Raw genomic sequence first — 15,091 nt, forward strand, 5'->3', positions numbered from 1 at the left:
TCCTGGCGCGCGGCGTTCGCCGGCCGGATCACCCTGCCGCGAGGCGTTCGCCGGCCGGCTCACCCTGGCGCGAGGCGTTCGTCACCGGCTCACCCTGCCGCGAGGCGCAGGCGCCACAGGGTCGTGACCTCGGCGGCGCGGGCCGCGTGCAGCGGGTCGCGCGGGTCCGACGGGCGGCGGTGGCGCGGCACGGTCTCCCGCCGCCCGGCCACCCGCAGCCCCGCCCGCCCGAACGCCGCCGCCAGCTCGCCCCGCCCGCGTAACCCCAGGTGCTCGGCCAGGTCCGACAGGATCAGCCACGCCTCGCCGCCCGGCTCCAGATGCCCGGCCAGCCCGTCCAGGAAGCCGCGCAACATCCGCCCGCCCGGGTCATAGACCGTCCGGTCGAGCGGTGAGGCCGGCTCGGCGGGCAGCCACGGCGGGTTGCACACCACCAGCGGGGCCCGGCCCGGCGGGAACAGGTCGGCCAGGACCACCTCCACCCGGCCGCGCAGCCCCAGCCGCGCCACGTTGTCCTCGGCGCACGCCACCGCCACCGGATCCAGGTCGGTGGCCACGACGTGCCGCACGCCGCGCCGGGCCAGCACCGCCGCCAGCACGCCGGTGCCGGTGCCGACGTCGAAGGCCAGCCGGTCGGCGGGCAGCGGCGTCCCGGCGACGAGGTCCACGTACTCGCCCCTGACCGGCGAGAACACGCCGTGGTGCGGGTGGACGCGGGCGCCGAGCGCCGGGACGTACACGCCCTTCCTGCGCCACTCGTGCGCGCCGATCAGTCCGAGCAGCTCGCGCAGCGGCCCGGCGGCCGGGGGCGCGGAGGGGCCGCCGAAGACCTCCGCGCAGGCCGCGCGCACGTCCGGGGCCCGGCGCAGCGGGATCACGTGGTCGGCGGCGTACGGGACGAGCAGCATGCCGAGCGTCCTGGCCCGCCGCGACCGGGCCCGCCGGTACTCCTCGAAGCCGGACCCGGGGGCGGCGGGCGGGCAGCGGCGGCCCATCGCGGCCAGCAGCGTGCGGGCGTTGTGGAAGTCGCCGCGCCACAGCAGCGCGGTGCCCTCGCGGGCCAGGCGGCAGGCGGTGGCGGCCTTCAGGTCGTCACCGGCGACCACGACGTGCTCGGGCGGCGGCACGCCCAGCGCCGAACGCCAGAGCGCCGTCCGCTCCCGGCCCGCCTCCGTCCATCGGATCATCTCCCTTCGACCGTGTCACGGAGCGGGCGCCGTGGCGAGGGGCTTTCCCCGACGGGAGCGTCAGGGCAGCAGCCCCGCGACGAGGGCGCGCAGCCCGCGCTCGTAGGTGTCCTTCGCGGTCAGCTCCTCCCACCGCCGCCCCACCTCGGCCAGCCGGGGGAACTCCCGCGCGTCCAGCTCGGCGAAGACCCGCTCCCGGTAGGTGGCGCCGCCCTCGGCGCGCCGCCTGCGCGCCGCCGCCCGGCCGCCGATCTCGCCCGCCGTGTAGTGCCAGATGATCCGGTACGCGGCCACGGCCTCCTCCGTCGCCAGCCCGGCCGTCAGGGCCGCGTCGATGATCTTCTCCGGGTACCAGAGCCCGCCGACGGACAGCAGGTCGTCGGCCCGCAGCACGTCCACGATCCACGGGCAGCCCGACAGCGCCTCCCGCATCGCGGTGGCCACCGCGACCACGCGCTCGCGCGGCTCCGCCGGCAGCTCCTCCTCGGCGGGCCTGGGCCGGCCGGCCGCGTAGTCGTCGAGGAGCAGCAGGAGCAGCTCCTCCTTGTCGCGTACGTGGTGGTAGAGGGCCATGGCGGTGCTGCCGACCTCCCGCGCCAGGCGGCGCATGGTCAGGCCCTCGACGCCGTCCTGGTCGATGACCCGGTGGGCGGCGGCCACGATGTCGGCCCTGGAGATCCTCGGCGGTCGGCCGGTGCGCGCTGGCATCCTGCCATGTTACTTTCTATACATGTATAAAAAATCGCCGGGAAGCTGGACGGCCGTCGGCGCGCTGGCGTTCGGCGTCGCCGTCGGCTCCCTGCAGATGACCGTGGTCGTGCCGCTGCTGCCGCGGCTGGCCCGCGACCTGGACGCCTCGCCCGCCACCGTCTCCTGGATCCTCACCGCCGGGCTGCTGTCCGGTGCCGTCGCCATCCCGCTGCTGTCGCGCCTCGGCGACCTGTACGGGCGGCGGCCGGTCTCCCTGGCCGCCCTCGTGCTGCTCGTGGCCGGATCGGTGCTGAGCGCCGCGTCCGACGCGCTCGCCCCCCTGATCGCGGGACGCGTCCTGCAAGGGGTGGCCGCGCCGCTGCTCCCGCTGGCCATCGGCCTGGTGCGCCAGGCCCTGCCCGGACACCGGCTGCCGACCGCGATCGGGGTGCTGAGCGCCACCATCGGCGTCGGCAGCGGCGGAGGCATGATCGTCGCTGGGCTGGTGGACGGGGACAAGAAGGCCGTGTTCTGGATGCTCGCCGGGCTGGGCGCGCTGGCGCTCGCGCTGGTGGCGGGCCTGGTCCGGGAGGAACGCGGCCCCGGCCGGCGCGACGGCCGGCTGGACCTGACCGGCGCGGCGCTCGTCTCGACGTGGCTCGTCTGCCTGCTGCTCGCGCTCAGCAAGGGCGCCGAATGGGGCTGGACGTCACCGGTGACCCTGGGGCTGCTGGTCTGCGCCGCGGTGGCGGCCGGCTGCTGGGTCGTGGCCGCCCGGCGGGCCGCGTCCCCGCTGATCGAGATCCCCATGCTGCTGCACCCCGGGACCGTCGGGGCCACTGTGGCCTCGTTCCTCATCGGGTTCGCGCTGTTCGCCGCGATCACCACGATCTCGGCGTACGCGCAGGAGGCGCTCGGCGCGTCCGTGCTGCAGGTGGGGCTGTACCTGCTGCCCACGACGCTCCTGATGTTCGCGGTGTCGGTGCTGGCCGGGCCGCTGATGCGGCGCTTCAGCCCCGCCACGCTGGTCGCCTGCGGCGCGGCGCTGGTGGCGCTCGCCGCCCTGTGGCTCGCCGCGCTGCGGGGCGGCGGGCCGGACCTGTACGGCGCCACGGCCGTGCTCGGCCTGGGCGTCGGGCTCGGCTACGCGGCGCTCGGCACGATGGCCGTCGAGCACGTCGAACCCGCCAGGACCGCGGCGGCCGGCGGCGTGAACGCGCTGGTCAGAGTGCTGGGCAGCAGCGTCGCCGGCGTGCTCGGCGCGGTCGTCCTGTCCGCCGGAGGGCCCGGCTGGGCCTTCGTCCTCGCCGCGGGAGCCGCCCTCCTCGCGTCCCTGTTCGCCGCCGTCCACGGAAAGGCCCGCCTCGCATGAACGCCCAGCACCCCGACCAGCGCCCCGACCAGCGCCCCGACCCGCGCCCTGACCAGCACCCCGACCAGCGCCCCGACCCGCGCCCTGGCCAGCACCCCGGCCAGCGCCCTGACCGGCATCCTGATGAGCAGCGGCTCGTCGCCTGGGGTGACGAGCTGATCAAGCTCCACGACGCCTTCCGCCGGGACCTGGCCGCCCTGCGCGCGGCCGAGCCGGGACGGCTGCCCGGCGGCGACCTGCGCACGCACTGCCTGGCGTTCTGCGACGCCCTGCACGCCCACCACGAGGGCGAGGACAACGCGCTGTTCCCGCACCTGGCCACCGAGCACCCCGCTCTGGCCGACGTGCTGGAGCGCCTGCGCGCCGAGCACCGGGTGGTGTCCCGTCTCATGGACCGCATCCGCCGCCTGCTGGACGGCGACGGGACGAAGGACGCGAGTGGGGACGTGGCGGACGAGTTGGCACGGCTCGCGGACGAGCTGGAGGCACACCTGGACTACGAGGAGGAGCAACTGGTCCCCGTACTCAACCGGATGACCACCCTGCCGGAGAACGTGTGACCGCACCCCGCCCTCTCCGGGGAACGCGGCTGCCCGTGCCCCCGAGCCGACGGCGCTCCTCCTCGGCCGCGGGGCGGACGGGCGGGCGGAGGGGGTCACGTCGGCGGGGTGGCGCGCAGGGCGTCCAGCATCAACGTGAAATGCCGCCGCCACCGCCGGGGCTCGGCCTCGGCCACCCGCGAGTTGGCCATGAGGAACAACGCCACGTCGAGCGGCCCGACGTCACGGCGCAACCGCCCCGCCTCCTGCGCCCGCTCGACCAGGCGGTAGACCAGCCGGTCGATCCCGTCCTGGCCGCCCTCGCGCCGGTCATCGCCGTGCGACAGGCAGACCAGCTCGGTGAACGCCCGGTCCGTGGCCTGCATCTCGCACGTACGCTCCAGGAACCGCGCCAGCCCCTCCCAGGCGTCGTCCGCGGCCAGCGCCTCCTCGGCGAGCTCCGTCCAGGTCGCGACCTTCTCCTCCAGCAGGGCGTCCATGAGGTCGCCGCGCTCGGGGAAGTGCCGGTAGAGGGTGCCGATCGCCACCCCGGCGCGTTTGGCCACGGCCTCCAGCGGCGCGTCGAGCCCGCGCTCGGCCAGCACCTGCCTGGCCGCCGCGACGAGGGCATCCCGGTTGCGCTGAGCATCCCGGCGGAGCGGACGGTCCATGCCCCCAGTGTAGTGAAGTCGAGCCACCCCCTCACTTTCGTGCTAAGGTGAGGCTCGCCCTCGACTTCGAGGGCACCTCTCATCTCTCTTGGGGAGCGTCACGATGAAGATCGCCATTCTGGCCGCGGGTCCTGGCATCGGCCTGGCCGCCGCCCGCCGCTTCGGCGGCCAGGGCTTCACGGTGTCCCTGGTGGCCCGTGACCCCGCCAAGCTGGCCGCCATGACCGCCCAGCTCCACGCGGAGGGCATCGAGGCGACGGGCCACCCGGCCGACGTGACGGACGAGGCGTCGCTCTCCCGCGCCCTCGCCGAGATCGGCGGCCCGCTCGACGCCCTGCTCTACAACGGCGCCGGCACGGCGAAGGCCCTGACCCCGGTGCTGGAGGTCACCAGGCGGAGCGCTCAGGACGCCTTCGACTCGGCCGTCCTGGGAGCGGTGACGGCGGTCCGCTCGGTGCTCCCCGCCATGCTGGAGCGCGGCACCGGCTCGCTCCTGTTCACCTCGGGCATCTCGGCCGTCCATCCGCTGCCCTTCCTGGGCAACATCGGCATGGCGGCCTCGGCCCTGCGCAACTACGTCCTGTCCCTGGCCGAGGCGCTCGCCGGCAAGGGCGTCCACGTGGGTCACGTCCCCATCGCCGCCGCCGTGGCCCCCGGCTCACCAGCCTCCCCGGAAGCCGTGGCCGGTACCCACTGGCACCTCCACACCACCCGCGACCGCACGGAGGTGATCCTCGGCGACCTCGCCACCGTCCAGGCGGCCTTAGCTCGCCTGGCGAAGTGACCACCGCCGGCAGCGGCGAGATCTTGCCTGCTGCCCGAAAGCCCGCTCGCTCTGCTCTCGTCCCCGTTCCTTGACGTCTTTAGCGGTGCTAAGTTACAGTGCCGAAGAGGAATTTAGCAACGCTAAGGCGGTCCGGCATGGAGGTCGTCCACACCTCGCGCACCATCACCTCGTCCGATGGCACGACCATCGGCTACCACCAGCTCGGCGACGGGCCGGGCCTGATCCTCCTCAGCGGTGGTTACCTGGCCGCCCAGCACTACATGGAGCTGGCGCGAGCGCTCTCGCACGCCTTCACCGTGTACGTCCCCGATCGGCGTGGCCGTGGCCTCAGCGGTCCGCCCGGGCCGAGGTACTGCATGGCCAGGGAGTGCGAGGACGTCACGGCGCTGGTGGCCGAGACCGGTGCGCGCCTGCTGTTCGGCCACAGCTCCGGTGGCCTCATCGCGCTCCAGGCGTCCCTGGCGCTTCCCGCCGTCGAAAAGATCGCCGTCTACGAGCCGGCTCTCAGCATGTACGGCACCTTCTCCATGTCGTGGATCCCTCGCTTCGAGCGTGAGCTGCGCCAGGGCCGGCTGGGCGCGGCCATGGTCACTTTCAGCAAGGGCGTCCAGGCGGACCGGAAGGTGGATCTCCTCCCGCGCTGGCTCCTCGTGCCGATGATCGACCTGTTCCTGCGCCGCCGGCCGAAGGCGAGCCGATCCGGCGAGCAGCCCTTGTCCGAGCTCATCCCCTTGCAGCGACTCGATGTGCAGATCTTCCAGGAGATGTCCACCAGTGAGGGTTTCGCCGCTCTCACCGCCCAGGTCCTGCTCATGGAGGGCGCCGGCACCCCTCCGCCGTTGCGCCGCGCGCTCGACGCCCTGCAGGCGACGTTGCCGCACGCCCGGCGGATCACCTTTCCCGGTGTGGGCCACGAGGCGCCCGTCGGCCGGCGGGGCGCTCCCGGCCGCGTCGCCGACACGCTGCGCATGTTCTTCACCGAATCGAACTAGCGTTCGTATAATGGAAGAATGGATCTCAAGCCCAAGGAACTACCCGAGCTCTGGCGGCCGCCGATCGTACTCCGCGCTGGTGCGGCGCGGTATCTGCTCGCGTGGGGCGATGACGCCGAAGGCGAGCGGTGGGGCTTCTTGCTGTGGCCGCCGCAGGCGACAGCCGCCGTTGACGGGATGCGGCACGAGGGGCAGGCGCGCTGGGTGCCCTGGGAGGACATCCGGCCGGTGACCGGAGAGGACTACAGCACCGTACCCGTGGCGCACTCGCTCCTGTAGGAGGATGGTGTTCGATCGCATTCTCTGACTAAGGTCAGAGAATGGATGCGACGGTGATCGGGCAAGTGCGCCGGTTCCAGCGGACCGTGACGCAACGCATCGGGGCGCTCGACGACCGGTTCCTCGCCAGGGACCGGCCGCTCGGGCAGGCGCGGCTGCTCTGGGAGATCGGCCCGGACGGCAGCGAGGTACGCGCCCTGCGCGCCCGGCTCGAACTGGACTCGGGCTACCTGAGCCGGTTGCTGCGGTCCCTGGAAGCGGACGGCCTGGTCGTCGTGAACGACGGGGCCGGCCAGGGAGGGCATGATTCGGACGGACGCGGCTCACATGAGCGGGGCTCGGATGAGTGCGGTCCGGGCGGGCGCGGCTCGGATGAGCGTCCTGTGGGTGAGCGAGGTTCGGGCGAGCAGGGCTCGGGCGAGCGTCCTTTGGGCGGGGGTGGTCCAGGTGGGCGGGGCTTGGACGGGCGGGTCCGGGTGGCTCGGCTCACCGCCGCCGGGCTCGCCGAGTGGCAGGAGCTGGACCGCTTGTCGGACGAGGCGGCCGCGTCCATCCTCCAGCCGCTCTCCGGCCGGCAGCGCGAGCGCCTGGTCTCCGCCATGGCGGAGGTCGAGCGCCTGCTGCTCGCCTCGATGGTCACGGTCGACGTACGCGACCCGCGCCACCCCCACGCCCGCCACTGCGTCCAGGCGTACGTCGCTGAGCTGGCCCGCCGCTTCGACGGCGGCTTCGACCCCGCCCGCAGCATCTCCGCCGACGACCACGAGCTCCGCCCGCCGGCCGGAATGCTGCTGGTCGCCGCGCTGCGCGCCGAGCCGGTGGGCTGCGTGGCACTCAAGCTGCACCCCGGCACCGGTACCGCCGAGCTGAAGCGCATGTGGGTGGACCCGGACACGCGCGGCCTCGGCCTGGGCCGCCGCCTGCTGGAGGAGGCGGAACGCCGGGCGGCCGGGAGCGGCCTGCACACCGTCCGGCTGGAGACCAACCGGGCGCTCGCGGAGGCGATCGCGCTCTACCGCTCGGCGGGTTACCAGGAGGTGCCGCCGTTCAACGAGGAGCGGTACGCGGACCACTGGTTCGAGAAGCGACTCGGCGTGGCGGGCTGAGTGCCGGCGGGTGATGTCGGAGGGCCGGTCCGGCGCCGGGAACGGGCGTTGCGGGAGGGCGACGGTTCGTACCGGCGCGGGGTCGCGGGGATGTGGAGGCGTGGTGAGCAGGGCGTAGATGCGGGGACTTGGTGAGCAGGACGTATCGGACCGGGCGGTGGGGCCGCCCGGTCCGGTTGGGCGGGTCAGGTCGGCGGGTTGAAGCGGTGGTAGCCGGGAGGCGTCCAGCCCGGGGCGGAGGTGCCGGTCGCGTGCGTGTACTCGTCCAGGGTGAAGTGCACGAGTCGCTGGGCGCCGGGCACGTCCCCCGGATCCCAGGACACCTCGGCGCGGCCGGTCAGGTGGAGGGTGTCGCCGCGTTCCCAGTCCACGAACAGCAGGCCGGCGGCGGGGTTCAGCTCCAGGTTGCCGAGGGTCATGAACATCAGGTTGCCCGCGTAGTCCGGGAACGTCAGCGACCTCGGGCCCGTCACCCTGACGAAGCCGGGGTTGCCGCCGCGGTGGGAGACGTCCGCGCCGAGCCCTTCGACGCCGGTGGCGATGAAGAACGTGTCGGCCGTGGTGATCCACGCGTGGAGGCGGTCCGTGAGGGTGGTCCCGTGGCCCGCGATGGCCGGGGAGGCGCTGGGGGAGGAGGTCGGCTCGCGGGTCTGGATGTACTTGGGGCAGTTCGAGTACACCTGTTCCGTCCGTACCACCAGGGTGGTGCCTGTCCGTACCGCCGTGCCGTTGACGCGCATCCTGCGGCGCGTCGCGGGCTCGATGGCCAGCAGGCCGAGGTCGCGTTCCCTCTCGAAGAGGCCGTGCAAGGGGTCGGGAGCGGCCGGGAAGGCGCCGATCACGATCGTGCGGTCGTCCTTCGCGGTGGCGAAGCCGGCGGGGCCGGTCAGCAGGCCGGCCCACATGCGGCCGGCGTCGTCGGCCGCGCCGGCGACCAGCAGGTGCTGGTCGCGCAGGAAGTCGGCCGCCGGCTCCGGGATCTGCGGGCGGGTGCGCGAGCTGCCGTGGTTCTCGGCCCGCACCCCCGCCCGCCGCTGCACGGCCACCTCGCCCGGATGCCGCATCCCCGCCTGCCGGTACATCCCCGCCTGCCGGTGTGTCTCCGCTTGCCGGTGTGTCTCCGCCTGCTGGTGTGTCTCCGCCTGCCGCTGCGTCTCCGTCCGCCGGTGCCTGGCTGGTGCTCCTCCCGTGTCCCGCTCCGCCGGGCGGTGGGTGGCGGTGCTTGTCTCGCGCGCGGTCATTAGAAGAATCCGCAGGTAGGGGCGCCGGAAGTGGGGGCGGGGCGGTCGCCGGCGGCGTCCGGGGCGAAGATCTCCAGGCGGATGCCGTCGGGGTCCTCGAAGAAGACGCCGCCCGAGGAGGAGCCCTCGCCGTGCGGTACGACCCCGTCGTGGTGCAGCGTCGCGCCGATCTCCCTGATGACCGACTCCGCCGTGCGTACGGCGGCCAGGTCCGCGACCTGGAACGACAGGTGGTGCAGCCCCGGCATCCCGGCGGGGAAACGGCCCTCGCTCTGCTGCCACAGGGTCAGCACCAGCGTGCCGTCCTGGGCCAGGAACGCGTACCGGCGGCCCTCGTGCTGCGACTCGCCCGCCACGGTGAAGCCGAAGACACGCTGGTAGAACTCCTTGGACTTGTCGAGATCGGTGACGTTGAGCCCGATGTGGCCGGTCTTGAAGGACATTCCGTACGCACCCTTCATCTAACGGTTGCACGACCGATTGGCCGTTAGAAGCAATATAACGGCAAACCGGCGTCTTTGGCGTTAGATGGGGCTATTTCTTGTGCTCCCGGTAGTGCCTGGCGGCTCGGGCACGGTTGCCGCAGGACGTCGAGCACCACTCCTGACGTGGGTGTTCCTTGAGGTAGTACAGGACGCAGCGCGGAGCCTGGCAGGTACGCAGAGCCGCGCGCTCCGGCCCGGCCAGGAACTCCACCGCCGCGGTGGCCAGCGCGCCGAGCAGCCGCGCGGACGGCTCCACCGGTACGGCGGGTACCGTGACCAGGGCCGGCTCCCCGTTCCAGGACAGTTGCGGGACGCGGGGCGCCGCCAGGGCGCGGGCGTTGACCAGGGCCAGCGACTCCTCGAAGTCGGGCAGCTCCGCGGCGTCCGCCCGGCTCGGCGGGGCCGGGGCGACCGCCCTGGCGAACAGCGCGCGGACGGCCTGGCGCAGCCGGACGGTCTCGGCCCGCAGCTCCTCCGTGGCGGTGAAGCCGGGGTCGATGTCCAGGTCTGCGGCGTGCCGGTGGATCCAGGCGGTCAGGCCGTCGGGGTCGGACAGGTGGTCGACCAGCCCGGAACGCTCGGCCCTGATCGTGCTGACGAATGCGAGGGTCAGGGGCATCTTCCCAATCTAACGCTTGGGAGCGACTGGGCCCGTGAGATGCCTCAGGCTGCCGTCTGGCTGCGGGTTGCCTACCCCGGCGGAAATGCGGGGCATAAAATTTGCGCGATACGCAATGAAGGCGTGATCTCGGGGGCGTGAGCGGGCTCCGGGAGCGGGGTCCGGGAGCGGGGCCCAGGAGCGGGGTCCGGGAGCGGAAGAAGCAGGAGACGCGAGAGGCGCTGATGACGGCCGTGCTGCGGCTGGCGCTGGGGCACGGGCTGGAAGGGCTGGAAGGGCTGGAAGGACGCGCGGGTCGAGGACATCGTGGCCGCAGTCGACGTCTCGCCCCGCACGTACCGCGTCCGGGGCACGGTGGTGGCGCTGCGCGAGCTGTTCGGGGAGTTGCTGGGGAACTGCTGGGGGAGGAGGGCAACCGCCGCCGCCTCGCCGGGCTGCTGACGGGCGCGGGCCTGCCCTACCCGATGCCCGCGCCGCCGCATCCGCTGGTCGGCCGGTTCCTGGCGGAGCTGCCACCCGGCCTGACGGCTCGTGCCTGACGGTCCGTGCCTGACGGTCCGTGCCTGACGGTCCGTGCCTGACGGTCCGTGCCTGACGGTCCGTGCCTGACGGTCCGTGCCCGGCGGTCCGTGCCTGACGGTCCGTGCCTGACGGTCCGTGCCTGACGGTCCGTGCCCGGCGGTCCGTGCCCGGCGGTCCGTGCCCGGCGGTCCGTGCCCGGCGGTCCGTGCCCGGCGGCCCGTGCCCGGCGGCCCGTGCCCGGCGGCCCGTGCCCGGCGGCCCGTGCCCGGCGGCCCGTGCCGGACCGGCCGTGCCCGACCGGCCGTGCCCGACCGATGGTGCTCTTCCCGGACGGCGGCCTGCGCGTGCGGCACGACCGGGTCGAGGTGGTGCCGTCCAAGGGGCCCGACGCGGTGCTGGTGCGGCCCGGCGGGTACGTGGCCTGGGCGGTCCGGCCGGACGACGGGACGCTCGACGCGGCGCCGGCCGCCTGGTTCGGCGAACGCCTGGAGACGGCGGCATAGCCCGGCCCGGGCGGTACGGCGTGGCCGAGGGGGCGTGTTTCGGCTCGGATGGTGCGGCGCGGCCGGGGAGGTGTGTCCGGCTTCAGGCGGTATGGCTGGGCTTATTCGGGTACGCGCCCCACGCCCGCCAGTATCCCGGACTTCACGTAGTCGTACGATCCGTCGGGCTTCCCGTCCGGCGTCCAGTCGGCGACCGGCACCACCCCCGGCCCGACCAGCTCCAGCCCGTCGAAGAAGGCGGCGATCTGCTCGTGGTCGCGGCGCGCCAGCCCGCCGGAGGGCGTGTTCGCGTAGACCTGGCGGCCGGCGCGGACGTCGTCCTCGGTGGCGTTGCCCGCGTACAGGTGGGACAGCACGAGATGCCCGCCGGGCACCAGCCGCTCGCGCAGCCGCGCGACGATGCGCCCGGCCTCGGCGTCGTCGGGGACGAAGTGCAGGACGGCGACCAGCAGGACGGCGTACGGCCGCGACAGGTCCAGGTGCCCGGCCACGCGGGGGTCGTCCAGGATGGCGTCCGGGTCCTTGAGGTCGCCCTCCAGGGCGAGCACGTCGGGCTCCCTGGCCAGCAGCGCGCGGGCGTGGGTGAGGACGATCGGGTCGTTGTCCACGTACACCACGCGCGAGCCGGGCCCGTGCCGCCGGGCGACCTGGTGGACGTTGTCCTGCGTGGGCAGCCCGGCGCCGATGTCGACGAACTGGCGCACGCCCGCCTCGGCCAGCATGCGTACCGCCCGGCCGAGGAAGGCGCGGTTGGCCAGGGCGATCGCGCGGGCGTCGTTGCCGAGCCGGCGGCCGAGTTCGATCATCTTCTCGGCCGCCTCGCGGTCCGCCGCGAAGTTGTCCCGGCCGCCGAGGTAGTAGTCGTACATGCGGGCGACGCTCGGGACGTTGGGGTTGATCCCCGCCGGTACGTGCTCAGCCTCGCCCATGTCACGCCTCTCCGCTCGATCGCCTCCGGCCGGGTGATTGTAAGCGGATCACCGACATGCCGGACAGGCCCAGGAGCGCCGCGGCGGGGATCAGATCCGCCGGAAGGTGTGCCGGTACGCCAGCGGCGCCACCCCCACCGCGGCGTGCAGGTGCTGGCGCAGCGAGACCGCCGTGCCGAAGCCGGCCCGCCTGGCGACCTCCTCCACCCCGAGGTCCGTGGCCTCCAGCAGGTGCCGCGCGTGCCGTACCCGCTGCCCGGCCAGCCACTTGGCCGGGCTCATCCCGGTCTCCTCGCGGAAGCGCCGGGTGAACGTGCGCACGCTCATCCTGGCGTGCGCGGCCAGCGCGTTGAGGTCGAGCGGGTCGGCGAGGTGGGCGAGCATCCACTCCCGGGTGGCGGCGGTGCCGCCCGCGGTCTCGTCCGGCAGCGGGCGCTCGACGTACTGGGCCTGGCCGCCCTCCCGCCACGGCGGCATGACGCAGCGGCGGGCGGTCCGGTTGGCGACCTCGCTGCCGTGGTCGCGCCTGATGACGTGCAGGCACAGGTCCAGCCCGGCGGCCACGCCGGCCGAGGTCAGCACGTCGCCGTCGTCCACGAACAGCACGTCGGGGTCCAGCTTCACCTGCGGGAACAGCTCGGCGAACCGGGGCGCCTCCCGCCAGTGCGTGGTCGCCGGGCGGCCGTCCAGCAGCCCGGCGGCGGCCAGCACGAACGCCCCCGTGCAGATCGACATCACCCGCGGCCGCCCGTGCAGGGCCGCGCGCAGCCCGTCGGAGATCGTACCGTCCTTCAGCGGCCGGCCCGCGTGGATGCCGGGCACCAGGACCGTGTCGGCGGTGTCGAGGACGTCGAGGTCGTGGTCGGGCCGCACGGTGTAGCCGGCCGAGCAGCGGACCGGCTTGCGGCCCTCGGAGCAGGTCACCACCTCGTACAGCTTCTCGCCGTCCGGGGTCTCGGCGGCCCAGAACACCTGGCCGGGGATCCCGAAGTCGAGCGGGGCGAGATGGTCGAGCGCGAGGACGGCCACACGATGACGACGCATGGCCGGATTCTTGCACATATTGGCTTTCCGGCCACTCGCGACCCCCGGGCGGTTCCTCCAGGATTGCCGCATGACGTCCAGCACCACGCCTGTCATCTCCCCTCCCGGCGCTGCCCGGCGCGGCCCCCATCGCGCCTGGTACGTGGCGGCCGTCGCCTTCGTCGCGATCCTGGGCGCCGCCGGATTCCGTGCCACCCCCGGCGTGCTGATCACGCCGCTGCGCGCGGAGTTCGGCTGGTCCACCGGGACGATCTCGCTGGCGGTCTCCGTCAACCTGGTCCTCTACGGCCTGACCGCTCCCTTCGCCGCCGCGCTGATGGACCGCTTCGGCATGCGCCGCGTGGTCGCGCTGGCCCTGCTGCTCATCGCGGCGGGCAGCGGGCTGACCGTCCTCATGACCGCGAGCTGGCATCTCCTGCTGTTCTGGGGCGTGTTCGTGGGGCTCGGGACGGGGTCGATGGCGCTGGTGTTCGCCGCGACCGTGGTGGACCGGTGGTTCGTACGGCACCGGGGGCTGGTCACCGGCATCCTCACGGCGGGCGGCGCGACCGGGCAGCTGATCTTCCTGCCCGTCCTCGCCCGGCTCGCCGAGGGGCCGGGGTGGCGGTGGGCCTCGCTGGCGGTCGCCGGCTCGGCGCTGGTGGTTTCGCCGTTCGTGTGGTGGCTGCTGCGCGACCGTCCCGAGGACGTCGGCACGACCGCACTGGGCGCCGAGCCGGTCGCGGCCCGCACGGCCCCGGGCACAGGCACGGGCACAGCCCTGGGCGCGGGCGCGGGCGCAGGCACGGGCGCGGGTACAGGCACGGGCGCGGGCGCGGGCGCGGGCAACGTGGCGCTCCGGGCGGTCGGCGTGCTCGCGCGGGCGGCCCGTACGCGCCCGTTCTGGTTGCTCGCGGGCGGCTTCGCGATCTGCGGCGCGAGCACCAACGGCCTGGTCGGCACCCACTTCATCCCCGCCGCGCACGACCACGGCATGGCCGAGCCGGTCGCCGCCGGGCTGCTGGCGATCATCGGCATCTTCGACATCGCCGGCACCGTCGCCTCCGGCTGGCTCAGCGACCGGATCGACCCGAAGGTGCTGCTCGGCGTCTACTACGGGCTGCGCGGGCTGTCGCTGATGGTGCTGCCCAGCCTGTTCGCGGCCACGACCGAGCCCAGCATGCTGATCTTCATCATCTTCTACGGCCTGGACTGGGTGGCCACCGTGCCGCCCACCGTGGCGCTGTGCCGCCGGGCCTACGGCGCGGACGGGGCCGTGGTGTTCGGCTGGGTGTTCGCCTCCCACCAGATCGGGGCCGCCGTCGCCGCCGCCGTCGCCGGCCTCACCCGCGACCACCTGGGTGCCTACGACCTGGCCTGGTACGGCGCGGGCGCGCTCTGCCTCCTCGCCGCCGGCATGTCCCTGGCGATCGGGCATGCTAGGAACCGATGAACGACGAGTCTGATGAGTTGTACGTATTGCCGCTGGTCGTCCGGATCGAGCGGGCCACGCCTCCGGAGCGCACCGACGCGCTGGAGGCCGCCGCCATGGCGGTGCTGAGCCTGCTGGCCGATCCGGGGGAGTGGGCGGCCGAGCTGCACGCCTGGCAGTCCACCGGCAAGATCCGCAAGGTCGTGCGCCGGGCGCGTGGCGCGGAGTGGCGGCGGGCCGTCGCGCTGCCCGGCCGCACGGTCGGGCACCGTACGGCGGAGGTGCGCGTCCACCCGCCCGTGCCGCTGGACGACTGGCCGAGGGACCTCGCGCGGCTGCAGGTCAAGGGCACCGAACTGAGCGACACCCAGGCGCCGCCGCCCGCCGCGCCGCCCGTCCTGTGGGCCAACCCCTCCCTGGAGATGACCGCGGGCAAGGCCATGGCGCAGGCCGGGCACGCCGCCCAGCTCGCCTGGTGGGCCAGCGACGCGGCCGAGCGGGCGGCCTGGCGCGAGGCCGGGCTGGCCGTCTCGGTGCGTACGGCCCCCGACCGGGACGATTTCGACGCGAAGGTCGCGGCCGGGCTGCCGGTCGTGCGGGACGCCGGGTTCACCGAGATCGAGCCGGGCTCGTGCACGTTCGTCGCCGAGGCGCCGTGGCTGCGCGGCCGGGTCGCGAGACCGTGAGCCGGACGGCCGGACCGTGGGCCGGACG

Annotated in this window: 18 protein-coding genes; 10 read left to right on the forward strand and 8 right to left on the reverse strand. The window is 74.1% G+C overall.

Annotated elements, in window-relative coordinates; translation table 11 throughout:
• Window positions 1-89: 89 nt before the first annotated feature.
• Together AB0H75_RS32085 and AB0H75_RS32090 are read right to left on the reverse strand one after the other, a co-directional pair.
• Window positions 90-1,187 (reverse strand): 50S ribosomal protein L11 methyltransferase, encoded by a 1,098-nt coding sequence (locus AB0H75_RS32085; protein ID WP_367802841.1) that lies wholly within the window; start codon window positions 1,185-1,187, stop codon window positions 90-92.
• 60 nt (window positions 1,188-1,247) lie between these two features.
• Window positions 1,248-1,895 carry a TetR/AcrR family transcriptional regulator gene (locus AB0H75_RS32090; protein ID WP_367802843.1) on the reverse strand — a complete coding sequence of 216 codons (648 nt, stop codon included), beginning with the start codon at window positions 1,893-1,895 and terminating at the stop codon, window positions 1,248-1,250.
• Window positions 1,896-1,917: 22 nt separating this feature from the next.
• Between AB0H75_RS32090 and AB0H75_RS32095 the strand changes: the two genes are divergently transcribed.
• Complete coding sequence (locus AB0H75_RS32095) at window positions 1,918-3,249, forward strand: MFS transporter (protein ID WP_367802845.1); 1,332 nt, start codon at window positions 1,918-1,920, stop codon at window positions 3,247-3,249.
• A complete protein-coding gene (locus AB0H75_RS32100) occupies window positions 3,246-3,809 on the forward strand; it encodes a hemerythrin domain-containing protein (RefSeq protein ID WP_367802847.1) in 564 nt (187 codons plus the stop codon). The genes AB0H75_RS32095 and AB0H75_RS32100 overlap by 4 nt, the downstream gene beginning before the upstream one ends.
• 95 nt (window positions 3,810-3,904) lie before the next feature.
• On the opposite strand, the gene AB0H75_RS32105 is transcribed toward AB0H75_RS32100, so the two are convergent.
• Window positions 3,905-4,459: a TetR/AcrR family transcriptional regulator gene (locus tag AB0H75_RS32105; RefSeq protein WP_367802849.1), complete on the reverse strand. Its 555-nt coding sequence runs from the start codon at window positions 4,457-4,459 to the stop codon at window positions 3,905-3,907.
• 103 nt (window positions 4,460-4,562) lie between these two features.
• On the opposite strand from AB0H75_RS32105, the gene AB0H75_RS32110 reads away from it, so the two are divergent.
• The 4 genes from AB0H75_RS32110 (at window position 4,563) to AB0H75_RS32125 (ending at window position 7,623) form a co-directional block, all read left to right on the forward strand.
• On the forward strand, window positions 4,563-5,243 hold the full coding sequence (locus AB0H75_RS32110) for an SDR family NAD(P)-dependent oxidoreductase (protein WP_367802851.1): 681 nt from the start codon (window positions 4,563-4,565) through the stop codon (window positions 5,241-5,243).
• Window positions 5,244-5,380: 137 nt separating this feature from the next.
• Window positions 5,381-6,238 carry an alpha/beta fold hydrolase gene (locus AB0H75_RS32115; RefSeq protein WP_367802853.1) on the forward strand — a complete coding sequence of 286 codons (858 nt, stop codon included), beginning with the start codon at window positions 5,381-5,383 and terminating at the stop codon, window positions 6,236-6,238.
• A gap of 18 nt (window positions 6,239-6,256) precedes the next feature.
• Complete coding sequence (locus AB0H75_RS32120) at window positions 6,257-6,517, forward strand: hypothetical protein (RefSeq protein WP_367802855.1); 261 nt, start codon at window positions 6,257-6,259, stop codon at window positions 6,515-6,517.
• A gap of 41 nt (window positions 6,518-6,558) precedes the next feature.
• Window positions 6,559-7,623, forward strand: a complete 1,065-nt coding sequence (locus AB0H75_RS32125) for a GNAT family N-acetyltransferase (RefSeq protein WP_367802857.1) — start codon at window positions 6,559-6,561, stop codon at window positions 7,621-7,623.
• 185 nt (window positions 7,624-7,808) lie between these two features.
• On the opposite strand, the gene AB0H75_RS32130 is transcribed toward AB0H75_RS32125, so the two are convergent.
• From AB0H75_RS32130 to AB0H75_RS32140, 3 genes are all read right to left on the reverse strand, one after another.
• A complete protein-coding gene (locus AB0H75_RS32130; RefSeq protein WP_367802859.1) occupies window positions 7,809-8,705 on the reverse strand; it encodes a pyridoxamine 5'-phosphate oxidase family protein in 897 nt (298 codons plus the stop codon).
• Between the two features lie 158 nt (window positions 8,706-8,863).
• Window positions 8,864-9,307 carry a VOC family protein gene (locus tag AB0H75_RS32135; RefSeq protein WP_367802861.1) on the reverse strand — a complete coding sequence of 148 codons (444 nt, stop codon included), beginning with the start codon at window positions 9,305-9,307 and terminating at the stop codon, window positions 8,864-8,866.
• Window positions 9,308-9,398: 91 nt separating this feature from the next.
• On the reverse strand, window positions 9,399-9,968 hold the full coding sequence (locus tag AB0H75_RS32140) for an ABATE domain-containing protein (RefSeq protein WP_367802863.1): 570 nt from the start codon (window positions 9,966-9,968) through the stop codon (window positions 9,399-9,401).
• A gap of 306 nt (window positions 9,969-10,274) precedes the next feature.
• On the opposite strand from AB0H75_RS32140, the gene AB0H75_RS32145 reads away from it, so the two are divergent.
• Window positions 10,275-10,409 (forward strand): hypothetical protein, encoded by a 135-nt coding sequence (locus AB0H75_RS32145; RefSeq protein ID WP_367802865.1) that lies wholly within the window; start codon window positions 10,275-10,277, stop codon window positions 10,407-10,409.
• 395 nt (window positions 10,410-10,804) lie between these two features.
• Window positions 10,805-10,993 carry a hypothetical protein gene (locus AB0H75_RS32150; RefSeq protein WP_367802867.1) on the forward strand — a complete coding sequence of 63 codons (189 nt, stop codon included), beginning with the start codon at window positions 10,805-10,807 and terminating at the stop codon, window positions 10,991-10,993.
• Window positions 10,994-11,094: 101 nt separating this feature from the next.
• Here the strand turns inward: AB0H75_RS32150 and AB0H75_RS32155 are convergent, their stop codons facing one another.
• Window positions 11,095-11,922 (reverse strand): SAM-dependent methyltransferase, encoded by an 828-nt coding sequence (locus tag AB0H75_RS32155; protein WP_367802869.1) that lies wholly within the window; start codon window positions 11,920-11,922, stop codon window positions 11,095-11,097.
• Between the two features lie 90 nt (window positions 11,923-12,012).
• Window positions 12,013-12,966 carry a GlxA family transcriptional regulator gene (locus AB0H75_RS32160; RefSeq protein WP_367802871.1) on the reverse strand — a complete coding sequence of 318 codons (954 nt, stop codon included), beginning with the start codon at window positions 12,964-12,966 and terminating at the stop codon, window positions 12,013-12,015.
• Between the two features lie 70 nt (window positions 12,967-13,036).
• Between AB0H75_RS32160 and AB0H75_RS32165 the strand changes: the two genes are divergently transcribed.
• Together AB0H75_RS32165 and AB0H75_RS32170 are read left to right on the forward strand one after the other, a co-directional pair.
• Entirely contained in the window at window positions 13,037-14,398 is a 1,362-nt protein-coding gene (locus AB0H75_RS32165; RefSeq protein ID WP_367802873.1) for an MFS transporter, read from the forward strand.
• Window positions 14,395-15,063 (forward strand): peptidyl-tRNA hydrolase, encoded by a 669-nt coding sequence (locus AB0H75_RS32170; RefSeq protein WP_367802875.1) that lies wholly within the window; start codon window positions 14,395-14,397, stop codon window positions 15,061-15,063. Before AB0H75_RS32165 ends, AB0H75_RS32170 begins: the two co-directional genes overlap by 4 nt.
• The last annotated feature ends 28 nt before the right edge of the window (window positions 15,064-15,091 follow it).

The organism is Nonomuraea sp. NPDC050783 (assembly GCF_040802095.1).
GTDB lineage: Bacteria > Actinomycetota > Actinomycetes > Streptosporangiales > Streptosporangiaceae > Nonomuraea.

Excerpts from the sequence above, each read along its gene's own strand:
- AB0H75_RS32150 (WP_367802867.1), top strand. The coding sequence starts at position 10,805 with ATGGTGCTCTTCCCGGACGGCGGCCTGCGCGTGCGGCACGACCGGGTC.
- AB0H75_RS32140 (WP_367802863.1), bottom strand. The coding sequence starts at position 9,968 with ATGCCCCTGACCCTCGCATTCGTCAGCACGATCAGGGCCGAGCGTTCC.
- AB0H75_RS32095 (WP_367802845.1), top strand. The coding sequence starts at position 1,918 with ATGTATAAAAAATCGCCGGGAAGCTGGACGGCCGTCGGCGCGCTGGCG.
- AB0H75_RS32115 (WP_367802853.1), top strand. The coding sequence starts at position 5,381 with ATGGAGGTCGTCCACACCTCGCGCACCATCACCTCGTCCGATGGCACG.
- AB0H75_RS32130 (WP_367802859.1), bottom strand. The coding sequence starts at position 8,705 with ATGTACCGGCAGGCGGGGATGCGGCATCCGGGCGAGGTGGCCGTGCAG.
- AB0H75_RS32120 (WP_367802855.1), top strand. The coding sequence starts at position 6,257 with ATGGATCTCAAGCCCAAGGAACTACCCGAGCTCTGGCGGCCGCCGATC.
- AB0H75_RS32100 (WP_367802847.1), top strand. The coding sequence starts at position 3,246 with ATGAACGCCCAGCACCCCGACCAGCGCCCCGACCAGCGCCCCGACCCG.
- AB0H75_RS32135 (WP_367802861.1), bottom strand. The coding sequence starts at position 9,307 with ATGTCCTTCAAGACCGGCCACATCGGGCTCAACGTCACCGATCTCGAC.
- AB0H75_RS32105 (WP_367802849.1), bottom strand. The coding sequence starts at position 4,459 with ATGGACCGTCCGCTCCGCCGGGATGCTCAGCGCAACCGGGATGCCCTC.
- AB0H75_RS32090 (WP_367802843.1), bottom strand. The coding sequence starts at position 1,895 with ATGCCAGCGCGCACCGGCCGACCGCCGAGGATCTCCAGGGCCGACATC.
- AB0H75_RS32160 (WP_367802871.1), bottom strand. The coding sequence starts at position 12,966 with ATGCGTCGTCATCGTGTGGCCGTCCTCGCGCTCGACCATCTCGCCCCG.
- AB0H75_RS32110 (WP_367802851.1), top strand. The coding sequence starts at position 4,563 with ATGAAGATCGCCATTCTGGCCGCGGGTCCTGGCATCGGCCTGGCCGCC.
- AB0H75_RS32170 (WP_367802875.1), top strand. The coding sequence starts at position 14,395 with ATGAACGACGAGTCTGATGAGTTGTACGTATTGCCGCTGGTCGTCCGG.
- AB0H75_RS32125 (WP_367802857.1), top strand. The coding sequence starts at position 6,559 with ATGGATGCGACGGTGATCGGGCAAGTGCGCCGGTTCCAGCGGACCGTG.
- AB0H75_RS32085 (WP_367802841.1), bottom strand. The coding sequence starts at position 1,187 with ATGATCCGATGGACGGAGGCGGGCCGGGAGCGGACGGCGCTCTGGCGT.
- AB0H75_RS32155 (WP_367802869.1), bottom strand. The coding sequence starts at position 11,922 with ATGGGCGAGGCTGAGCACGTACCGGCGGGGATCAACCCCAACGTCCCG.
- AB0H75_RS32165 (WP_367802873.1), top strand. The coding sequence starts at position 13,037 with ATGACGTCCAGCACCACGCCTGTCATCTCCCCTCCCGGCGCTGCCCGG.